Source organism: Streptomyces sp. NPDC001373, from assembly GCF_042895815.1.
In the GTDB taxonomy this organism is placed as follows: domain Bacteria; phylum Actinomycetota; class Actinomycetes; order Streptomycetales; family Streptomycetaceae; genus Streptomyces.
Genome location: NZ_JBIAWQ010000030.1, coordinates 38,559 through 41,666, shown reverse-complemented (window position 1 = coordinate 41,666; position 3,108 = coordinate 38,559). Strand labels below are relative to the sequence as shown.

The 3,108-nt window shown below is 74.5% G+C and carries 3 protein-coding genes; 2 read left to right on the top strand and 1 reads right to left on the bottom strand.

Features of this window, described 5'->3' with window-relative positions:
* The first annotated feature begins 311 nt into the window (after positions 1-311).
* Positions 312-1,185 (top strand): IS5 family transposase gene (locus ACFY15_RS34950; RefSeq protein WP_390826841.1). Its coding sequence is split into 2 segments (ribosomal slippage): positions 312-697 and positions 696-1,185, totalling 876 coding nucleotides; the frame shifts between segments, so codons are not numbered across the junction.
* Positions 1,186-1,378: 193 nt separating this feature from the next.
* Here ACFY15_RS34950 and ACFY15_RS34945 read toward each other — a convergent pair.
* On the bottom strand, positions 1,379-2,605 hold the full coding sequence (locus ACFY15_RS34945) for an FAD-dependent oxidoreductase (RefSeq protein WP_390826840.1): 1,227 nt from the start codon (positions 2,603-2,605) through the stop codon (positions 1,379-1,381).
* Between the two features lie 217 nt (positions 2,606-2,822).
* On the opposite strand from ACFY15_RS34945, the gene ACFY15_RS34940 reads away from it, so the two are divergent.
* On the top strand, positions 2,823-2,996 hold the full coding sequence (locus ACFY15_RS34940) for a CsbD family protein (RefSeq protein ID WP_390826839.1): 174 nt from the start codon (positions 2,823-2,825) through the stop codon (positions 2,994-2,996).
* Positions 2,997-3,108: the final 112 nt, after the last annotated feature.

Genomic DNA, 3,108 nt, shown 5'->3' with positions numbered 1-3,108 from the left:
TCTGCCCGCCCTCGAAGCATTCCACGGCCTGCAGCCGGACCCGCTCCCTCGCGGCCCTCCCGGCGTCGGTCAACCCGCCACCCTGCGCGTATCTCACGGTCCAGGGCTACCGGAACGGACCGGCCGCCGTCAGGCGAACGGCTCCGACATCACCCAATCAAGTTCAGTAAGGCCCTTGACCTTCCTGTTGTCCTCCCTGGTCTAGGGAGTGCCGGTTGGGGTGGGTGGGGTGACGGGTGTGCACGATGGCTGGTGACGGGCAGTTAGGGTCTGTTGCAAAAGTGGATCTCGTTCGTTCGTGATCACGTCCTGTGGGACGTGGGGATCTGACGAACGGCCAGTGGGCCCGGCTTGAGCCGCTGCTGCCGCGGGGTATCAAGCCGGGCCGGCCGCAGGTATGGACGCGGCGACAGCTGATGGACGGCATACGGTGGCGGACCCGGACCGGTGCCCCGTGGTGCGATGTGCCGGAACGCTACGGGCCGTGGGACCGGGTCTATGACCTGTTCCGGCGCTGGCAGCGCGACGGAACCTGGGCGGGAATCCTCACCCAGCTCCAGGCCGAGGCCGACGCGAAGGGCCTGATCACCTGGGAGGTGAACGTCGACTCCACCGTGTGCCGGGCCCATCAGCACGCGGCCGGGGCGGCGAAAGGGGGATCTCCAAAAGGAGCCGCCCGGCGGGATCGCCGTCGAGCCGGCCGACCACGGACTCGGGCGGTCCCGCGGCGGCCTGACCAGCAAAATCCACCTCGCCGTCGAACAGGGCCAAAAGCCGCTGTCGGTGGTGATCACGGCCGGGCAGCGAGGCGACTCACCGCAGTTCGAGCCCGTCCTGGAAGCGATCCGGGTGCCGCGGCTCGGCGTGGGCAGGCCGCGCAAGCGGCCGGACCGGGTGCGGGCCGACAAGGCGTACGACTCCCGCAGCAACCGCTCCTACCTGCGCAGACGCGGCATCAAGGCCACCATCCCGGTGCCTGCGGACCGTGTCCGCAACCGACTCAATCGCGGCTCACACGGCGGGCGACCGCCGAAGTTCGACAAGGACGACTACAAGCAGCAGCACGCGGTCGAGTGCGGGATCAACCGCCTCAAGCGCCACCGGGCCGTCGCCACTCGGTACGACAAACTCGCCGTCCGCTACGAAGCGACCGTGCTGGTCGCAGCCATCAACGAATGGCTGTGAACAGCACTTTCACAACAGGCCCTAGCCCGGACGGGTCACCGGGCCCAGGGGAGTCCGCGGGTGCCCTCGGCCCCGGGGACGCTCGCCACGCCGACTCGCGCAGCCGACCATGGCTACGGGCTGCTCACGCCGGCCGTCGGCGATTTCCGGGACGGAAGGCGGGCGGCGGACCACCGAGGAGTACGGGAACCGGCTACCCCGGGAGGCGGAACCCGTTGAAGAGGTCGTCCATGCCCCGCAGGGCCAGACGGGTCGGGGTCGCACGGACCGCGTGGTCACGGGCCGCCGCCGCGACGGGGTTGCGCAGGGCGCCCAGGCGGCCGACCCGGCGGGCGCGGACGCGTACGGCGTCGCTGCGGTCGCGGCGGGCCGCCGTGTACGCGGCCAGGGCGGCCGCGACCGGGTCGGCGCCGGCCGGGGTGTCCGGCCCGGCCGGGCCCACCGGGTCGTCCGCGCCGTGGGCGCCGTCACCGCGCGGGAGCAGACGGGCGAGGACCACCGCGTCCTCGATGGCCTGGCAGCCGCCCTGGCCCAGGTTGGGGGCCATGGCGTGGGCTGCGTCGCCGAGCCAGGCGATCCGGCCGCGGTGCAGGGCGGGGAGCGGGGCGGCCAGGTCGTAGAGGTCGTTCTGGAGGACGTCGGCGGGGGCGAGACGGCCGACGCGCTCCAGCAGGGCCGGGATGGGGTCGTGCCACGAGCCGAACCGGCGCAGGAGTTCGGACCGCGGGTCGGCCGACCGGGTTCCGGCGGGGAGGACGGCGGTGGCGTAGAGGTAGTACCGGCCGTCGGACAGCGGGGTCACTCCGAAGCGCGCGCCCCTCCCCCAGGTCTCGCTCATGGCCGGGACGCGCAGGTCCGGGGCGTCCACGATCGTTCGCCAGGCGGTCTCGCCGAGGTAGTGCAGGCCGGGATGGCCGGGGAAGTGCGCGCGCCGCAGCGGGCTGTGGATGCCGTCGGCCGCGACCACCAGGTCGGCGGGGAGGTCCGGGCCGGCCGCCGTGCGTACGGTCGCACACCCGCCGGCCAGGCCGACACCGGTCACGGCGGTGCCGTGGCGTACGGTGCCCGGCGGCAGTCCCGCGGCCAGGGCGGCGGTGAACGCCGGGCGCGGGACGGCGATCGGGGGGATGCCGTACCGGGACGCCAGGTCGGCCGTCGCGGTGCGGACCAGCCACTGGCCGCCGGAGCGACGCACGCCCATCCACACGGGCACGGCGCTGCCGACGGCGTGGGCGGCGTCGACGCCGATGGCCTCCAGGGCGCGCAGGGCGTTGGGGGCGAGGCCGATCCCGGCACCGGTGGCGGGCGGTTCGGGGGCGCGTTCGCAGACGGTGACGTCCCAGCCCCGCCGGTGCAGCGCGAGGGCGGCGGTGAGACCGCCGATCCCGGCCCCGACCACCACCGCGTGACGCTCCGCCATCCGACACCCCTCCGCCCGCACCGGACGCCCCTCGCCGCCGCGCGGTCCCCACTCTACGACCGGGGAGCGGTGACCCGTCCGGGCCGGTCGCCGCCGCCCGGGCCGCACGGCGACGCGTCTCGGTGGGGGCGCGGCAGAAAGACCGCGGGCGGACGCGTATCCGGGGTGCTTCCGGGCAGGCGGGGTGGTGAAGCTCCGTCCGAGGAGGTGAACACGCATGGCAGCGGGCAAGAAGGCCAAGAACATCGGCAAGGACGTCAAGGGCAAGGTCAAGGAGACCGCCGGCAAGGCCGTCGGCAACGAGAGCCTCGAAGCGAAGGGTCGGACCGAGCAGTCGATCGCCGACGCGAAGCAGGCCGGGCAGAAGGCCAAGGACGCACTGAAGCACTAGCCGGCGCCCGGTTCGTGTGGTGGGGGCCCCCCCCCGGGGGGGGGGGCGGCCCCCCCCCCCGGGGGGGGGCGCGGGGGGGGGGGGCGGGGGGGGGGGGGGGCGCCCGGCGGGG